This window comes from Klebsiella sp. K4, assembly GCF_014596785.2.
Lineage (GTDB): Bacteria > Pseudomonadota > Gammaproteobacteria > Enterobacterales > Enterobacteriaceae > Klebsiella > Klebsiella pneumoniae.
This window is the reverse complement of the sequence record NZ_CP115021.1, coordinates 2,853,440-2,869,502: the sequence shown is the minus strand read 5'-3', so window position 1 is coordinate 2,869,502 and position 16,063 is coordinate 2,853,440. Positions and strand designations below refer to the sequence as shown.

Below are 16,063 nucleotides of genomic sequence, written 5' to 3'. Positions count from 1 at the left end.
CGGCAGATGGAGCACCTGGTTAACGATTTACTGCACTGCCGCCTGCAGGCGTGGACCTTTCCGGCGGGCATCGAGGCCCGCTGGCTGGGCGAGGGCATTTTACAGCTGCTGCCGACGGCGCCGTGGCGCCGGGCGACGATCCTCTCCGCCGGCGTGCATGGCAATGAGACCGCGCCGATTGAACTGCTGCTGCAGCTAACCCACGATCTGAGCCAGGGGCGGCAGCCGCTCACGCAGGCGCTGCTGATCGTCTTTGGTAATCTGCCGGCGATCCGCGCCGCGCGCCGCTATCTGCATAACGACCTGAATCGCCTGTTCGGCGGCCGCCATCTGGCGGTCACCCCGGGAAATGAGTCGCGGCGGGCTTTTGCGCTGGAGCAGGCGGTGCAGGCTTTTTATCGCGCCGCCGATGCGGCGGGGCCGGTCAACCGTGGTCATCTCGATATGCACACCGCCATTCGCGGATCGCTGTATCGCCAGTTTGCGCTGCTCCCGGCCCACGCCGGGGATTTTTCGCCCGATTTCTATCAGCTGCTGCAGGCCAGCGGGATGGACGCCGTCGTGCGCCATACCGAAGCGGGCGGCACCTTCACCCATTTCACCTGCGAAAAGTTCGCCGCGCAAAGCGCCACCCTGGAGCTGGGGAAAGTGATGCCGTTCGGCGCCAACGATCTCAGCCTGTTCGCCGCCGCCGACGCGGCGATCCGGGCCTGGATCGCTGATGCGCCGCTGCCGCCGCGCGACAAAGCGCCGGTGGACTACTTCCTGGTCGAGGAGAGCATTATCAAGCGCGAGGGGGAATTTACGCTTAATCTCGCGGCAGACGTTGAAAACTTCACCGCGCTCCCGGCAGGGTATGAGATCGCCCGCCAGGCAGAGAAACGTTGGGTGGTGCAGGCCCGGGCCCCCTATATCCTCTTTCCCAACGCCGGGGTCGCCACCGGCCAGCGCGCCGGGCTGTTGCTCCGCGCCGCTGACCTTCGTCTCCCGCAACCAGCCTGAGGAAACACCATGACTGAACATCAACATCAGGCGTCACCTGCCGCCGGAGGTGAAGGCGCGTCACAGCTTAAGCGCGGGCTCAGCGCCCGCCATATCCAGATGATTGCCCTCGGCGGCGCCATCGGCACCGGGCTGTTTATGGGGGCGGGGCGCAACATCGCCGTCGCCGGCACCTCGATCCTGGTTATCTATGTGCTGGTCGGGTTCTTTACCTATATGGTGATGCGGGCGATGGGCGAGCTGCTGCTCACCCGCCATGACTACCGCTCGTTTGCCGACTTTGTCGGCGAGTATCTCGGGCCGCAGGCCAGCTTTTACCTCGGCTGGACCTACTGGCTAAGCTGGGTGGTGACCTGTATCGCCGACGTGGTGGTCTGCGGGAGCTATATGCAGTACTGGTTCCCGGAACTGTCGGCGTGGATGCCGGCCCTCAGCATGCTGGCGATTCTGTTCCTGCTTAACCTGCTGTCGGTGAAAATGTTCGGCGAGGCGGAGTTCTGGTTCGCCCTGATCAAGGTGATCACCATTATCGCCCTGATCGGCACCGGCGGCTGGATGATTGCCACCGGCTGGACCTCCCCGGACGGCGTGACGGCCTCCCTCAGCCATCTCACCGACCCGACGGCCTTTATGCCCCACGGCATCACCGGCTTTTTCGCCGGCTTCCAGATAGCGATCTTCTCCTTTACCGGCATTGAGCTGCTGGGCACCATGACGGCGGAGACCCGCGATCCGCAGCGCATTTTGCCCAAGGCGATCAATGCTCTGCCGCTGCGGATTATCATCTTCTATCTGCTGTCGATGGTGGTGATCATCGCTGTCGCCTCGTGGCCGGGGGTGTCGGCGGAGACCAGCCCCTTCGTGACGCTGTTCGCCAAGGCCGGGCTGCCTGCAGCCGCGGCGGTGATTAACTTTGTGGCGCTGACCTCGGCGATGTCCTCGGCCAACAGCGGGGTCTTCTCCAGCACCCGCATGCTGTACGGCCTGTCGGTGGAGAAGCATGCGCACTGGCAGTTTCGTATCCTGTCGCGCAGTACCCGCATTCCGGTACGCAGCCTGCTGTTCTCCTGCTTCTGCATGCTGATCGGCACGCTGTTGCTGTTTCTGGTGCCGAACGTGATGACCCTGTTCACCATCGTCTCGACCCTGGCGGCGATTATGGTGGTGTTCAGCTGGGGGATGATCCTCGTGGCCTATCTGGTTTACCGCCGTCAGCGTCCGGACCTGCACGCCGGGTCGATCTTTAAGATGCCCGCCGGGGTGGTGATGAGCTGGGGGAGCCTGCTGTTCTTCGCGTTCTCTATCTTCATCATGATCTTTGACCCGGACACGCTGCTGGCGCTGTTGGCTTCTCCGCTGTGGTTTATCGCGCTGTGGGGCTTCTGGAAGCTGAAGCAGCGGCGCGAGGGGCAGCTTCAGCTGGACAACCAGAGCGCCTGACACCCGCCGGTCCTGGCGGCCGGCTAAGCAGGGGGGAAGACTTGACGCCTGTTTCTGCCCGGTGGCGGCTGGCGCCTTACCAGGCCTACATGCTTACGGACCTGGGATAAGCGGTATCCCCCGCGGCGCGATCCCCCCAGGCCCGCGCACGCGCAGCGCCGCCGGGCGGGATAGTCGGCTCCGTAGTAGCCCTGGCGGGCTGCGGTCAGGCGCTTTCCGCCCGGGAGGGGGCCGTGCCCAGCGCGGACTTCATCCGGCTGGCGCAGAATATCGCCAGCAGCGAAATCGCCACCGTAACGCCCAGATAAATGGCCACCGGCCGCCAGTCACCGTCATATTTCGCCAGCAGACCGGTGGCGATAAGCGGCGCGGTGCCCCCGGCCAGCGCGGCGCCCAGCTGGTAGCCGAGGGTGATCCCGGTATAGCGCACATTGGCGCTGAAAATCTCAGAGCACAGGGTGCCGAGCACCGCGGTTACCGGCGCCCACAGGATGCCGAAGGCAACGATCGTCGCCAGCATGATGCCCCAGCCGGTGCCGGTGTCGAGCAGCAGGAACCACGGGACGATAAACAGCCCCAGCAGCACCACGCTCAGGGTGTACATCTTTTGCCGACCCACCTTGTCTGACAGCAGCCCCATCAGCGGGATCATCACGGTGGCCACCAGCGCGCCCAGGGTCACGGATTCCAGCGCCTGCGACTTCTGATAGCTCAGGGTGGTGGTGGCGTAGCTGACCACAAAGGTGGAGAAGATATAGAAGGGGGCGGTCTCCACCACTTTCAGGCCGGCGGCGATCAGCACTTCCCGCCAGTGGTGCTTGAGCGTATCGCGCAGCGGGGCCTTCGCCACCTGGCCGGATTTTTTCACCTGCTTAAAGGCGGGCGTTTCGTCGATATCTTTGCGGATCCACAGGCCGAGAAAAACGAGGACGGAGCTGAGCAGGAACGGTATGCGCCAGCCCCAGGCGAGAAACTGCGCCTCATCGAACAGCGTCATCAGCGAGACGATAAATGTCGCCATCAACATGCCGATGGTCACCCCGGCCTGGGGAATGCTGCCGAAAAAGCCTTTCCGCTTTTCCGGCGCGTATTCATAGGCCAGCAGCAGCGCGCCGCCCCATTCGCCGCCGATACCCATGCCCTGAATAATGCGCAGAGTAATCAGCAGGGCCGGCGCCCAGAGGCCCACCATCTCGTAGGTGGGCAGCAGGCCGATCGCCACCGTGGCGCTGCCCATCAGCGACAGGGTCAGCACCAGCGTCTTCTTGCGGCCGATGCGATCGCCGATATGGGCGAAAATCACGCCGCCGATGGGGCGGATAAAAAACGTCAGCGAGAAGGAGAGCCAGGAGAGGATCAGGCCGATAACCGGGTCGACCATCGGAAAGAAGATTTTGTTGAACACCAGCGCGGCGGCGGTGCCATAGAGAAAATAATCGAACCATTCGATGGCGCTGCCTGTCAGGCTCGCGATCAGTACCTTCTTGTTTTTCTGCAGAATGGATGCAGTGTTGTCTTGTGGATTGCTCATTACGAAACGTTCTCCCGCCACGGTAGATAGGTCAGGTGTCACTCTGTACGAGCAGGGTGCAACCTGATGTGAAAAGGTTGTGTAATTGTTAAGCAACTTAGGGTTGAAGGTTACAATTGGCAAGTTTATCGCTGGCAAACTGGGCATTATGGCGCGCTTTGAACTGGTATAACCGCGACGCTATTTTTTATTTTCCACCTGATTTTGCTGTTTTTTGTTATTTTCATAGTGAGTTGTTCAGGTGCAACCCGCCTGTTTTTAGATGTTTCTTGTTATTTCAAAATGGTTACAAATCGACGCCGCTATGCCTCCCGGCAGGCGGCGTTTATGATAGCGAAAGCATCCTCTCCGCTCGGCTGAGAGAGGATTAAGGAGACAGAATGGCAGAACAATTTCCTCCGCTGTCGGCAGCGACGCTGGCGGCGGCTAACCAGGTCGGCGCCTGGCTGGCGCAGGACGATCTGGCGACGCTGCCCGCGCTGCCGCAGGTGGACGTGGTAGTGCTGGCCGGCAACGCCGTGATCCCAACCATCGACGCCGCCTGCCGTCTGGCGGCGGCGCAGGCGGTCCCGCTGCTGATCAGCGGCGGCGTGGGACATTCTACGGGCTATCTCTACGAGGCGGTGCGCCAGGATCCCCGTTACCGTACGTTGCCGGTGGATGGCCGCCCGGAAGCGCATATTCTGGCCGACATTGCTCATGACTACTGGCACATCCCCCATTCGCGGCTGGTGGTGGAGGACCAGTCAACCAACTGCGGTGAGAACGCCCGTTTTACCCGGACCACGCTGGAGAGCCGGGGGCTCGCCCATCGTCGCGGGATCGTCATTCAGGACCCGACTATGCAGCGGCGAACCATGGCTACCTTCGCCCGCGTCTGGCAGGGGGCGACGACGCCGCCGCAGTGGTTGAGCTTTCCAGGCTGCTCGCCGGTGCTGGAGCAGACCGATGGCCAACTGGGGTTCGCGGGCGGCGGAGCGGGGCTCTGGCCGGTCACCCGCTACCTGGCGCTGCTGCTGGGCGAGCTGCCGCGCCTGCAGGATACCCCTGAAGGGTACGGTCCGCGGGGAAAAGACTTCATCAGCCATGTCACCTTCCCGCCGGAGATCCTCGACGCCTGGCGACAGCTGCGGGAGGACGCCCAGCTTGCCGGGGCGCTGCAGGCCCGCACCCTCGGCTGAAAAATGCCCGTTTACGGCAGATTCGTCGCAAACGGGCAATTTGTGTTATTAAAATGTAACCTCAAGCGGGCATTTTTGGCCCGTTTTTATGAATCAGCTCACAGAACTGCGTCAATGTGCTGCCGAACAGCGGCTTATCCGCCCGATATTTAACAAAAAAATCACCTGTTAAATACAAATGCACCACAGGAGCAGCCATGACAGCACCCGTTCAACACCCGATGTATATTGATGGCCAGTTCGTTTCCGGTCGCGGCGACGGCTGGATCGACGTGCTTAACCCGGCGACCGAAGCGCTGCTGTCGCGGATCCCGGACGGGACTGCCGAAGAGGCACGGCTGGCGATTGACGCCGCCGAGCGCGCCCAGCCCGGCTGGGAAGCGCTGCCGGCCATTGAGCGTGCGGGCTGGCTGCGCAAAATTGCCGCCAGTATCCGCCAGCGTGCCGACGAGATCGCCGGGCTGATTGTCGCTGAAGGCGGCAAGATCCAGCAGCTGGCGGCGGTGGAGGTTGAGTTCACCGCGGACTATCTCGACTATATGGCAGAATGGGCGCGCCGTTACGAAGGTGAGATCGTGCAGAGCGATCGCCCGGGGGAGAATATCCTTGTCTTTAAACGCGCGCTGGGGGTGACCACCGGGATCCTGCCGTGGAACTTCCCGTTCTTTCTTATCGCCCGCAAGCTGGCGCCGGCTCTGATCACTGGAAATACCATTGTCATTAAGCCCAGCGAATTTACGCCCAATAATGCCATCGCCTTTGCCGAGATTGTCCATCAGGTTGGGTTGCCGAAAGGGGTCTTTAACCTTGTGCTTGGCCGCGGAGAAACCGTTGGCCAGGAGCTGGCCGGCAATCCGAAGGTGGCGATGGTCAGCATGACCGGCAGCGTGGCGGCGGGAGAAAAAATTATGGCCGCTGCGGCGAAAAATATCACCAAAGTGTGCCTCGAGCTCGGCGGCAAAGCGCCTGCCATTGTAATGGATGATGCGGAGCTGGAGCTGGCGGTGAAAGCGGTAGTGGACTCGCGGGTGATTAACACCGGGCAGGTGTGTAACTGCGTCGAGCGGGTCTATGTTCAGCAGGGAATATACGACCGCTTCGTCAACCGCCTCGGTGAGGCGATGAAGGCCGTCCAGTTTGGCGACCCGGCGACGCGAGATGACATCGCGATGGGGCCGCTGATCAACGCGGCGGCGCGGGACCAGGTGGCGGGCAAAGTGGCGAAGGCGGTGGCGCAGGGGGCGCGGGTGGCGCTGGGCGGTCAGCCGCTGGAGGGCAAAGGCTATTTTTATCCGCCGACCCTGCTGCTGGATGTACGTCAGGAGATGGACATTATCCATGAGGAAACCTTCGGTCCGGTGCTGCCGGTGGTGGCCTTTTCGACCCTCGATGAGGCGCTGGCGATGGCCAATGACAGCGATTATGGCCTGACCTCCTCAATCTATACCCGCGATCTGAACGTGGCGATGAAAGCGATTAAGGGACTGAAGTTTGGCGAAACCTATATCAACCGTGAGAACTTTGAGGCGATGCAGGGGTTCCACGCCGGCTGGCGTAAGTCGGGGATCGGCGGCGCAGATGGCCGCCACGGCCTGAATGAGTACCTGCAGACCCAGGTGGTCTATCTGCAGGCCTGAGGCACTCCACACAGAACCGGCGGACAGCGCAGGCTGTCCGCCGTTCACTTAGCGGGCAAATTTCTCCAGCACGCGGATCAGTTGGGTGACAAAGCCGTATTCGTTATCGTACCAGGCGACGGTTTTCACCAGCTGTACGCCGCCGGCCTCCACAATCTCCAGCTGGGTAGCATCGTAGATCGAACCGAAATGGCTGCCGATGATATCGGAAGAGACGATCTCCTCTTCGGTGTAACCAAAGGATTCGTTACCCTCGGCCGCCTGCCTCATCGCCTGATTGACCTCATCCGCAGTCACCTTTTTCTCCAGCACCGATACCAGCTCCGTCACTGAGCCGGTTTTGGTCGGTACGCGCTGGGCATGGCCTTTCAGCTTACCGCTCAGGGCAGGGATCACCAGGCCAATGGCTTTTGCCGCGCCGGTAGTGTGCGGGATAACGTTTTCCGCCGCCGCCCTGGAGGCGCGCAGATCTTTTCCGCGCGGCCCGTCCACCAGCGACTGGGTGCCGGTATAGGCGTGGATGGTGGTCATGGTGCCTACGGTGATGCCGAAGGCATCCTGCAGAACTTTGGCCATCGGCGCCAGGCAGTTGGTGGTGCAGGAGGCCACGGAGATGATGGTGTCATCCGGGGTCAGGGTGTCATCGTTGACGTTGTAGACGATGGTTTTCATCTCGCCGGCGGGGGCGGAAATCAGCACTTTGCGCGCGCCGGCCTGGAGATGGGCTTGCGATTTCTCGGCCGAGGTGTAGAACCCGGTACACTCCACAATCACCTCGGCGCCTGCCGCCTGCCATGGAATATGCTGCGCCTCTTTTTCGGCATACACCGTAATGGTTTTGCCGTTGACGATCAGCGCATCTTCGGTAAAGTCGACGCTCCACGGGAAGGGGCCGTAGTTTGAATCATGCTTCAACAGGTAGGCCAGCACCTTTGGCGAAGTGAGGTCGTTGATAGCCACCACTTCCAGGCTGCTGTCGACTTCTAATAAACGACGTAACACCAGACGTCCGATACGACCAAATCCATTAATCCCAAGTTTACTCATGGATATTCTCCGGTTGGTAAAACGACTCGATGTGATGAAACTCCTCCAGGCTTAGCCCTGTCCCCCTGATTGGTCAACTGACAATCTGTGCGCTTTGCCAGGGCCTGCGGGCCGGAGAGGGGAAAAGTGAATGTTTTCCCGGTCTTTTTTGCCCGTGACGGCAGGGAATGATTTTTGTTACCAGAGATGAGGGGGCTGCCTGCTGGCGAAACGACGAAAAGCGTCTATGCTTAACTATTGAATAGCTTAGTAAAAAATTGACGTTAGACGAAGGGAGAGGTTATGGGATTCTGGAGAATCGTTTTCACTATCATTCTGCCGCCGCTGGGTGTGCTGCTGGGAAAAGGCTTCGGCTGGGCGTTTATTCTCAATATCATTTTGACCCTGCTGGGCTATATTCCTGGCCTGATCCACGCCTTTTGGGTGCAGACCCGCGATTAAAGGCTGACCCTCGCCGCCTCCCCCTGAGACCGGCTCAGGGGGGCATCAGGCACTCTTTATATAACAGCGTATTATCCTTCGACCAGTAGTGCCGGGTCTCCTCTTCAAGATCGACGATCCACTTAAACACCCCGGCGCTGGCGAGATCCCGGCAGTACTGTTCAAAGTTAATGGCCCGGGCAAAGTGGCGGATAACGGCGGCCCTGGTCAGACAATGGCTGGCCTCAGCGCGAACGCGCAGCAGCCCGCGGGCGCTTTTTACCGAGACCACCTCGTCGTTTGCCATTACGAAATTCATATTGCCGGTGGAAACAAAATAGATGTAGTAGGAGACCTGATGCCGACGCAGTTCATTGGCGAAGGTGGCATAGTCGGCGTCAGAACGCGCTTGCTCAAAAAAATGACCCAGCCTGACCAGCAGTTCCATTTCGATCCTTATCGTGTCGCTGTGTGCGGCTTTGGCCGATAGCGGCAGAAACCATTCACTAAATAACTTATTCGCATTTTAATAATATAGGCGCGTTATATTAATGGTTATTGCGTAACTGGAACACGGTTTCAAGTGTTACAATCTATTGCAATCGTTTGGCTACCTGGTCAGCGATGCGTAAGCGAACGGCGAGGCGGGAACGAGAAGACAAGCGCCGGCGGGGAAGGCCGCCGGCGGGAAAACGGCGCTACTTCTGGATCAAATAGCGAATGGTTGGGCCATCCTGTTGAATATCCAGCACCGTGTAGCCGTGGTTCCTTGCATCAAGCGGAATGTTATTGATCGACTGCGGACAGTCGCTGACCACTTCGAGGATCTCGCCTTTTTGCAGGGAAGGCATTGCCTCCAGGGTAGCGACCGCCGGATACGGGCAGGGTTCGCCGACCATATCCAGGCGATAATCAGGGATGATGTTTTTCATGCGCTCTCCTTCACGGTCCGGACCGCCGCCTGGCGGCGGAAAAAATGTCTCTCCCAGGCGATCACCAGCAGCAGGGCGATCAGCAGCAGTAGATAGGTGGCCAGTAGTCCGCCAAAGGGACCGAAGGCGTTCAGCAGGTTGACTTTCTGCCAGTGGGTGGCGAGCGGGGCGGCGATATCGTCCCAGCACCAGGCGAGCAGCGTTGAGCCGATGACGTTGCCCAGCCCAACCCACCAGTAGTGAACCTGGCCCTCCACCGCCCGGTACATCCAGCCGGTCTCACAGCCGCCGGCCAGCACGATGCCAAAGCCAAATAGTAGCCCGCCAATCGCCGCATTAGGACCGGCCCACATAATTTTCGGCGCCATCCCCAATTGCACATAGCTGAAGATACCGATGGCGCTCGCCGCCATGCCGAAGATAATCGCCTTCGCCATCACCGTCCGGCCGGTGATCCACATATCGCGAAAGGCGGAGGTAAAGCAGATCTGCGCGCGCTCAATAAGCAGGCCAAAGGCAATGCCAAACAGCATCGCCAGGCCGAGCGCCGGGTGGTCTGCGGCGGTGAGCAGGCCCCAGCCGATCATGGCGAAAAAGACCACCATCCCCTGGCGGAAACGGCGGCGCGCCTGCTGCGGTTTTTGGGTTAACGGCGAGGCGGTGGACACCTTTTGTATTTTTACCGGGATGCGAAAAAGGGGCAGCAGCGTGAAGCGGGCGCCAAACCAGGAGCCGATGGCGGTGGCGATGGCAAACAGCCAGGCGTGCAGGGAGAACTGCGGAATGCCGGTGAAGAAGGCCGCCAGGTTGCAGCCCATCGCCAGCCGTGCGCCGAACCCGGCGATGATGCCGCCCGCCACGGCCTGCGCAATGCGGATCCGGCTGCGTGGCAGGCGCAGTTTGACGTTATTCGCCCACAGCGCGGCGGCCAGGCAGCCGCCGAACATGCCGATGATCATCCTGCCATCGATGCGGGTCAGCGGCGACCCTTCGAGATGTATCAGCTGGTAATAGCCCCACTGTTCGCTGTGGACGCCCAGCAGCTGCAGCAGCTGACCACCCCAGCGGGTGAATTCGCCGGTCACCGCCCAGAAGGTGCCAGTGATGCCAAAATAGTAGGTAGAGAGAATGCCCGCGGCAATGACCGCCGGGACAGGAGACCAGAACCGGATAAGCCAGGCCTGTTTGAAGGATTGCCATGTCATAAAAATGCCTCTGAACTCAGAAGGTATTAACGGTCGATGACCGACCAAAGGGGGCAAATAGTACCCGCCTTAGCGCCTGCTTTCTCTGTTTTGGATCAAGGCCCTACGCTTGCGTCAGCACGGCAACCAGCGCCAGCAGCGCGGGCAGCGCCTGAATATAGAGAATTTTGCGGCTGGCGGTCAGCGCGCCGAAAATCCCGGCGGCCAGCACGCAGGCCAGGAAAAAGATAACCACCTGCACCCCCGGCGCCCCCAGCCACAGCCCCCATGCCAGGCCGGCGGCCAGAAAGCCGTTATACAAGCCCTGGTTGGCCGCCAGCACCCGGGTCTGCCGGGCGAAATCGGCGCTGAGGTTAAAGGCCCGGCGCCCGGCGGAGCCTTCCCAGAGAAACATCTCCAGCACCAGGATGGCGAGATGAATAATAGCGACCAGCGCAACGAGGAGAGTGGCTAACACAGCGGTCCTTAACGATTAGGGGAATGTTTCTCCAGTATAACCGCAGGCGCTCACCAGGCGAGAGGACGACTGCTATAGTGCAGATAGCGTCATATTTTCCCGCCGCGAAGAGCGTTGGTTTATCTGATTGCCCTTTGGTTTAGCTAAGCGGTGCTAGCATGCCGGGTTCTTTTTACGGGTATGGCATAGGTTACTGAATGGTAAATAAATTATGGATTTTGTTATCAGGCCTACTAATGGTTGCCATGCCGTCGGCGCAGGCCGGGGAATTAAGCCTCTATTCGATGAATACCGGCTCCTATGTCTATCATATGACGGGTAACCACGGACAATATAACGAACATTTCAATAACAACTTTTTCTCGGTGGAGCGCAAGTTTTCTCAGGATTCAAAATACAGCGTGCTGGTCGGAACGATGAAAAACAGCTTTGACGATCGTTGCCTGACCCTCGGCGTGCGCCGCGACTGGCTGAAAAACGATACCGGCTGGGTACTGAAAGGGGTGTATGCCTATACCGGGGAATTTTTCTTTGATGCCTTCAGCCACTGTGGGGATTCCGGCACCTACCGCACCGCCAAAAAAATCACCGGCATCGGTTTTTCGCCCTACCTCTATCATGGCCTGCAATATAATTTCACCGATTATTTCGGTGTGGAAGGCGGCATTATTGTGCCGGCGATCTTTGTGATGAGTGTTCAGTGGAGCTTTCGCTAGACGCTTTATTACCCGGGAAAAGAGCAGGCCACCACAGGTGGCCTGATACTAACGACCTGGCGGCAGGAATTAATGGAAGCCGAGACGGATCAGATCCAACGGGCAGAAGCGGCCCTCGCAGCCGTCGATTTCAACGCAGTCCGCCCGGCGCAACTGCTCAGCGGTTTTCCCCTCGCCATGGATAGCTTTAATCACGCCCGTCGTCCCGTTACCGGCGATCATTACCATGCTGCCGGTAGCAATAGCGTTACGATTACGGTCATAGGTTTTCATGGTCTCCTCCTCAATAAACCTGGGTGAAAGCAATGATTAAGCGCGCAAATTAATACCGCTTTCTGCCTAAAAAAGTTTTGAGGATAATCAAATTTATTTTAATAACCACCTGAGCATAAAGGCAAGAAGACCTTCTGTTCGCCTCCATCGCATCGCCTGCGCGGCGAGGGGATGAAGCGTGATACTGGCCGTCATATGTCAGCCAGGTTACTGTTTTATGACCAGATTATTAACCTTGCCAGCCCGCGGAAAATAGCGAAAGATGGCAATATTCGGGCATCAACGGTGCCAGTGCCTGTCCTGAGGGAGCCATGAGTCAAGACGTCACCGCGAAGATGTTAAAGCCCGATTTTGATAGTGAAGTTTCCGGCCTGGTGCATGGCTATTTGTTTCATGAACAGCGCCCCCCGCAGCCGATCGCCTCTGGCGAGGTATGCGCCCGCTATCAGGCGCTCGCCGATGACAAGGCGTTTATCTGGTTACACCTGAATCTTAATCACGCCACCGCCGAGAAATGGTTAACCAGCCACTTTCCGGTGGCCGATTTTTTCTTCGAGGAGATCCGCAGCGGCTCGCACACCACCCGCATTGAGCGACAGGGGGAAAATCTGTTCGCTGTGCTTAACGATGTGCTGTTTCGTCCGCAGGATACCAGCGCGGAAACCGCCACGCTGTGGCTCTACTGTAGCCCCAGGCTGGTGGTGACGGCGCGCTTCAAACCGTTGCGGTTTATCGAATGGATGCTGCCGCGCTTGCAGACGCTCAGGGTGAACACGTCTACTGAGCTGCTGGCCTTTCTGCTGGAGGAGCAGGAGGAGGTGCTGGAGCAGGTCGTCCGCCAGGCCAGCCGCCATGTTGACCTTATTGAAGAGCGTCTTCTGAGCAATCACGTGCAGCGCAACCGGGCCGATCTGGCGCGGCTACGGCGGATGCTTTTACGCTTCCAGCGGCTGCTGGCGCCGGAGCCGGCGGCGATGTTCCGGCTGCTTAACCGGCCGCCGGCGTGGATGGATCGCGCGGTGGTGCAGGCGTTTCGTCAGTTCACCGAAGAGTTTAGCGTGGTGCTTAACGATCTGTCGGGCCTGATCGAGCGCATCAGTCTGCTGCAGGAGGAGATTGGCGCCCGCCAGCTGGAGCAGAGCAATCGCACCCTCTATACCCTGACGGTGATCACCGTCCTCGCGCTGCCGATTAACATCGTCGCCGGTTTTTTCGGCATGAACGTCGGTGGGATCCCGCTGGCAAGCAACCACCACGGGTTTATCCTGCTGGTGGTGATTGTCGCTGTCTTTACCCTCGGCGCCGGTTACCTGGCGTTTCGCCGGCGCGATGACCTGTAGATTGCGCGTCGAATCAGCTGAGGCTGCGCAGAGCGGCAATCAGTCCTTCGACACCGCGTTCCAGCTTCTCGCGCGGGCAGCCGACGTTGAGTCGCAGAAAGCCGTTGCCCTCAGGACCATAGGTATAACCCGGCATAATCGCCACCTTCTGTTCGGCGATCAGCGCCTGCTGTAGCGCGCGATCGTCAACGTTGAGCGGGCGCAGGTCGATCCATGCCAGGTAGGTGGCCTCCGGCGGCTGCCAGCAGAGCGCGGGGAAGGCGTTGTTGAGCGTGTCGGCGACATAGCGCATATTCGCCTGCAGGTAGTCGCGCAGGGCATCGAGCCAGGGAGCCCCGTCGCGGTAGGCGGCGATATGGGCGACCAGCGCCGGCACGGAAGGGGAAGAGAGCCCGTCGCGACCCTTTAGCGCCTGCAGGTAGCTGTCGCGCTCGTTCTCTTCGGGGATAAAGCCGTAGGCCCCGGTAAAGGCCGGAATATTGAAGCTCTTCGAACCGGAGGTGAACAGCGCCCATGGTCCCTGAGCGACCTCGCTCCACGGGATATGGCGGTGTTCGCCCCAGGTCATGTCCATATGAATTTCATCGCTAATCACCCTGACGCCATGTTTTTGACACAGGGCCGCCATAGTCTCCAGCTCCTCGCGACGCCAGACTTTCCCCGTTGGGTTGTGCGGGCTGCACAGCAGCAGCAGGGTATTCTTTGGCTCCGCCAGCGCCGCCTCCAGGCGGTCCATATCACAGCGCCACCGATTATCCTTCAGGATCAATGGCACCGGGGCAATCCGCCGCCGGTTAGCGGTGATGGTGTTATAGAACGCATCGTAGGCAGGGGTGTGGACCACGACGCCGTCGCCTTCTTTCGACCACTGGCGGATGGTTTCCGCCACCATATAGATAACCGACGGTCCGTAGACCACAGATTGCGGATCGATGTCGCTGTTAAAGCGGCTGGCGTACCAGTGGGCAATCGCCCCGAGAAACGCCTCGTTGCGCCAGCGGCTGTAGCCGAACACCCCGTGGGCCAGCCGCTGGCTGACGGCGTCGAGAATACAGGGCGCGGTGGCGAAATCCATATCGGAAATAGTGAACGGCAGCAGATCGGCGGCGCCAAACCGGTCGGCGACATAGTCCCATTGCGTGCACCAGGTGCCGTGGCGATCGATAGGGGTGGCAAAATCAAACATTGGAGCTTCCTTAGCGAGCGCCCCCTCCGTAGCGGAGGGGGACTAGTGGGATCAGGCCTGCACGGTATTCATCAGCGTGGCCATCTCATCTTTTACCGACTGTACCTGCGGGCCAATAACCACCTGCAGATTATGCTGGTTGAGCTGTACCACCCCGATGGCGCGATGGGCTTTCAGCGCGGCGGCGTCCACTTTGCTCATATCGTGCACCGACAGGCGCAGACGGGTAATGCAGTTATCCAGCGAAACAATGTTCTCTGCGCCGCCGAGCGCCGCCAGAATCGCCGGTACGTTATACCCGGATTTGCCGATGGTACCGGCGACGGCTTTCTCCACGCTGGCGGCAGTGTCGATGTCGCGGCCCGGCGTTTTCAGATTGAAGCGGGTGATGGCGAAGCGGAAGATGGCATAGTAGACCGCGAACCAAATAGCCGCCACCACCGGCACCAGATACCACTTGGTCGCCAGGCCATGCAGAATGCCAAACACCACGAAGTCGATGATATTGCCGTCGGTGTTGCCGATGGTTACCCCGAGCACCGCCATGATGGTAAAGCCGAGACCGGTCAGCAGCGCGTGGATGACATACAGGACCGGCGCGACAAACAAGAACAAGAACTCCAGCGGCTCGGTGGTGCCGCCGACCACGCAGGCGATGACCCCGGAGATCAGCAGGCCTTTAATTTTATGTCGGTTTTCCGGACGGGCGCAGTGGTACATCGCCAGCGCGGCTCCCGGCAGGCCGCCGAGGAATGCCGGCATTTTACCCTGCGACAGGAAACGGGTGGCGCTTTCGGCGAAGCCGTGGGTCGTCGGACAGCTCAGCTGCGCCTGGAAGATGGTCAGCGCGCCGCTGACGCTGTGGCCGCAGACGTCGAGGGTGCCGCCGGCTTCGGTAAAGCGGATCAGCGCCACCAGAATATGGTGCAGGCCAAACGGCAGCAGCAGTCGCTCGCCGGTGCCAAAGATCATCGGCCCAAAATCCCCGGCGCTGTTGATCATCTTCCCGAGGGCGTTGATCCCCATAGCGAAGACTGGCCATACCAGCGGGATCGCCAGCCCAACCAGCCCCAGCACCACGGTGGTGACGATCGGCACGAAGCGGGTGCCGCCGAAGAAGGCCAGGGCGTCCGGCAGGCGAATGTTATGGAAGCGTTCATGCAGCAGCCAGACGATAATTCCGGCGATCACCGCCCCGAGGATCCCGGTATCGATTGACGGAATGCCGATAATGTTCTGGATATTGTTGGCCTTCAGGATCGCGGCGTCGGTGGTGGGCAGAATACCCTTCGCGGTCAGCCAGAAGTTGACCGCCAGGTTCATGACCGCGTAGCCAACGAAGCCGGCGAAGGCGGCGACGCCTTTGTTCTCTCGCGCCAGACCCAGCGGGATGGCGATACAAAACATGACCGGCAGGAAGCTGAAGGCAAAGGAGCCGACCTTGCTCATCCAGATAAAGATGGCCTGCAGCAGCGGCATATCCAGCCACGGCAGCAGAGTCAAAACATCGTGACTGCTTAGCGAGCTGCCGATCCCCAGCATGATCCCGCAAAACGAGAGCAACGCTACGGGCAGCATGAAGGTTTTTCCCAGCTGCTGGAAAAATTCCCATAAGGTGATTTTTGGTGCTGTTTTCGCCGTCATAGCACGGTTCCTGATTCATAAGTGGTCGGGAGAACTAACGCCACGGCAAGAT

17 protein-coding genes are annotated in these 16,063 nt (G+C 59.8%); 7 read left to right on the top strand and 10 right to left on the bottom strand.

The annotated features are described in order from the left end of the window. Positions 1-6 precede the first annotated feature (6 nt). Both astE and IB144_RS14330 read left to right on the top strand, forming a co-directional pair. Positions 7-1,002 (top strand): succinylglutamate desuccinylase, encoded by a 996-nt coding sequence (gene astE / locus IB144_RS14335; RefSeq protein WP_038431721.1) that lies wholly within the window; start codon positions 7-9, stop codon positions 1,000-1,002. Positions 1,003-1,011: 9 nt separating this feature from the next. Beyond that, positions 1,012-2,442, top strand: coding sequence for an amino acid permease (locus IB144_RS14330; RefSeq protein ID WP_009760658.1), 1,431 nt, complete (start codon positions 1,012-1,014; stop codon positions 2,440-2,442). 205 nt (positions 2,443-2,647) lie between these two features. Here IB144_RS14330 and IB144_RS14325 read toward each other — a convergent pair whose 3' ends face one another. Beyond that, positions 2,648-3,973 (bottom strand): MFS transporter, encoded by a 1,326-nt coding sequence (locus tag IB144_RS14325; RefSeq protein ID WP_032417093.1) that lies wholly within the window; start codon positions 3,971-3,973, stop codon positions 2,648-2,650. A 380-nt stretch (positions 3,974-4,353) separates the two neighbouring features. Here IB144_RS14325 and IB144_RS14320 point away from each other — a divergent pair, with 380 nt between their 5' ends. Beyond that, the gene (locus IB144_RS14320; RefSeq protein ID WP_038431717.1) at positions 4,354-5,154 is read left to right on the top strand and encodes a YdcF family protein; all 801 of its coding nucleotides are present in this window, start codon (positions 4,354-4,356) and stop codon (positions 5,152-5,154) included. 61 nt (positions 5,155-5,215) lie between these two features. Here IB144_RS14320 and IB144_RS14315 read toward each other — a convergent pair whose 3' ends face one another. Further along, positions 5,216-5,353, bottom strand: coding sequence for a hypothetical protein (locus IB144_RS14315; RefSeq protein ID WP_004140057.1), 138 nt, complete (start codon positions 5,351-5,353; stop codon positions 5,216-5,218). On the opposite strand from IB144_RS14315, the gene aldA reads away from it, so the two are divergent. Further along, entirely contained in the window at positions 5,352-6,791 is a 1,440-nt protein-coding gene (gene aldA, locus IB144_RS14310) for an aldehyde dehydrogenase (RefSeq protein WP_149358938.1), read from the top strand. The two genes, IB144_RS14315 and aldA, sit on opposite strands and share 2 nt — an antisense overlap. A 48-nt stretch (positions 6,792-6,839) precedes the next feature. On the opposite strand, the gene gap is transcribed toward aldA, so the two are convergent. After that, positions 6,840-7,838 carry a type I glyceraldehyde-3-phosphate dehydrogenase gene (gap, locus tag IB144_RS14305; RefSeq protein ID WP_002903227.1) on the bottom strand — a complete coding sequence of 333 codons (999 nt, stop codon included), beginning with the start codon at positions 7,836-7,838 and terminating at the stop codon, positions 6,840-6,842. Between the two features lie 282 nt (positions 7,839-8,120). Between gap and IB144_RS14300 the strand changes: the two genes are divergently transcribed. Beyond that, positions 8,121-8,279 (top strand): YqaE/Pmp3 family membrane protein, encoded by a 159-nt coding sequence (locus tag IB144_RS14300; RefSeq protein ID WP_002903230.1) that lies wholly within the window; start codon positions 8,121-8,123, stop codon positions 8,277-8,279. A 34-nt stretch (positions 8,280-8,313) separates the two neighbouring features. Here IB144_RS14300 and IB144_RS14295 read toward each other — a convergent pair whose 3' ends face one another. The 4 genes from IB144_RS14295 to IB144_RS14280 form a co-directional block, all read right to left on the bottom strand. Then, positions 8,314-8,706: a DUF1398 domain-containing protein gene (locus IB144_RS14295; RefSeq protein ID WP_004224558.1), complete on the bottom strand. Its 393-nt coding sequence runs from the start codon at positions 8,704-8,706 to the stop codon at positions 8,314-8,316. A 250-nt stretch (positions 8,707-8,956) separates the two neighbouring features. Beyond that, a complete protein-coding gene (gene yedF, locus IB144_RS14290) occupies positions 8,957-9,190 on the bottom strand; it encodes a sulfurtransferase-like selenium metabolism protein YedF (RefSeq protein WP_002903233.1) in 234 nt (77 codons plus the stop codon). Next, positions 9,187-10,395, bottom strand: coding sequence for a selenium metabolism membrane protein YedE/FdhT (gene yedE / locus IB144_RS14285; RefSeq protein WP_004179663.1), 1,209 nt, complete (start codon positions 10,393-10,395; stop codon positions 9,187-9,189). Before yedE ends, yedF begins: the two co-directional genes overlap by 4 nt. Before the next feature lie 103 nt (positions 10,396-10,498). Beyond that, complete coding sequence (locus tag IB144_RS14280; protein WP_004179665.1) at positions 10,499-10,852, bottom strand: DUF1304 domain-containing protein; 354 nt, start codon at positions 10,850-10,852, stop codon at positions 10,499-10,501. Between the two features lie 236 nt (positions 10,853-11,088). On the opposite strand from IB144_RS14280, the gene IB144_RS14275 reads away from it, so the two are divergent. Then, entirely contained in the window at positions 11,089-11,568 is a 480-nt protein-coding gene (locus tag IB144_RS14275) for a hypothetical protein (protein ID WP_004151567.1), read from the top strand. 69 nt (positions 11,569-11,637) lie between these two features. Here IB144_RS14275 and ydfZ read toward each other — a convergent pair whose 3' ends face one another. After that, positions 11,638-11,841 carry a putative selenium delivery protein YdfZ gene (ydfZ, locus tag IB144_RS14270; protein WP_004151566.1) on the bottom strand — a complete coding sequence of 68 codons (204 nt, stop codon included), beginning with the start codon at positions 11,839-11,841 and terminating at the stop codon, positions 11,638-11,640. Positions 11,842-12,152: 311 nt separating this feature from the next. On the opposite strand from ydfZ, the gene IB144_RS14265 reads away from it, so the two are divergent. Continuing rightward, complete coding sequence (locus IB144_RS14265) at positions 12,153-13,181, top strand: CorA family divalent cation transporter (protein ID WP_004179669.1); 1,029 nt, start codon at positions 12,153-12,155, stop codon at positions 13,179-13,181. A gap of 13 nt (positions 13,182-13,194) precedes the next feature. On the opposite strand, the gene IB144_RS14260 is transcribed toward IB144_RS14265, so the two are convergent. Both IB144_RS14260 and malX read right to left on the bottom strand, forming a co-directional pair. Next, positions 13,195-14,367 (bottom strand): MalY/PatB family protein, encoded by a 1,173-nt coding sequence (locus tag IB144_RS14260; protein ID WP_009308961.1) that lies wholly within the window; start codon positions 14,365-14,367, stop codon positions 13,195-13,197. Between the two features lie 51 nt (positions 14,368-14,418). Beyond that, positions 14,419-16,011, bottom strand: a complete 1,593-nt coding sequence (gene malX, locus IB144_RS14255) for a maltose/glucose-specific PTS transporter subunit IIBC (RefSeq protein WP_002903245.1) — start codon at positions 16,009-16,011, stop codon at positions 14,419-14,421. Positions 16,012-16,063 lie beyond the last annotated feature (52 nt).